The sequence below is a fragment of the Pseudoalteromonas sp. S3785 genome, from assembly GCF_005887365.1.
In the GTDB taxonomy this organism is placed as follows: domain Bacteria; phylum Pseudomonadota; class Gammaproteobacteria; order Enterobacterales; family Alteromonadaceae; genus Pseudoalteromonas.
The window spans coordinates 1-252 of sequence record NZ_PNCT01000194.1; the positions used below are offsets into that span (position 1 = coordinate 1).

Here is a 252-nt window from a genome sequence, read left to right on the forward strand (position 1 = left end):
CGACGTTTCGCTGGTGTGATTTAAAAAGTGGATGTCGTAAACATTAATTAAGAATTGGGCCGTTGCTGAATGAGGAGCAGGTGTACGTGCCATTGCTAATGAACCTACTTTATTAGATAGGGCATTATTTGCTTCGTTTTGAATTGGGTCGTTAACGTCTTTTTGTTCAATACCCGGTCCACCTCCACCGCCTTGCACCATCAAGCCGTGAATTACACGGGGAAAAGTAGTGCCGTTGTAAATACGTGAGTT

General features: G+C 43.7%; 1 protein-coding gene. It reads right to left on the reverse strand.

Going from position 1 to position 252, the window contains the following annotated elements; translation table 11 throughout:
- Positions 1-252 (reverse strand): peptidylprolyl isomerase (locus CWC17_RS19115; RefSeq protein WP_171042118.1); only part of this gene is annotated, 252 nt, incomplete at both ends.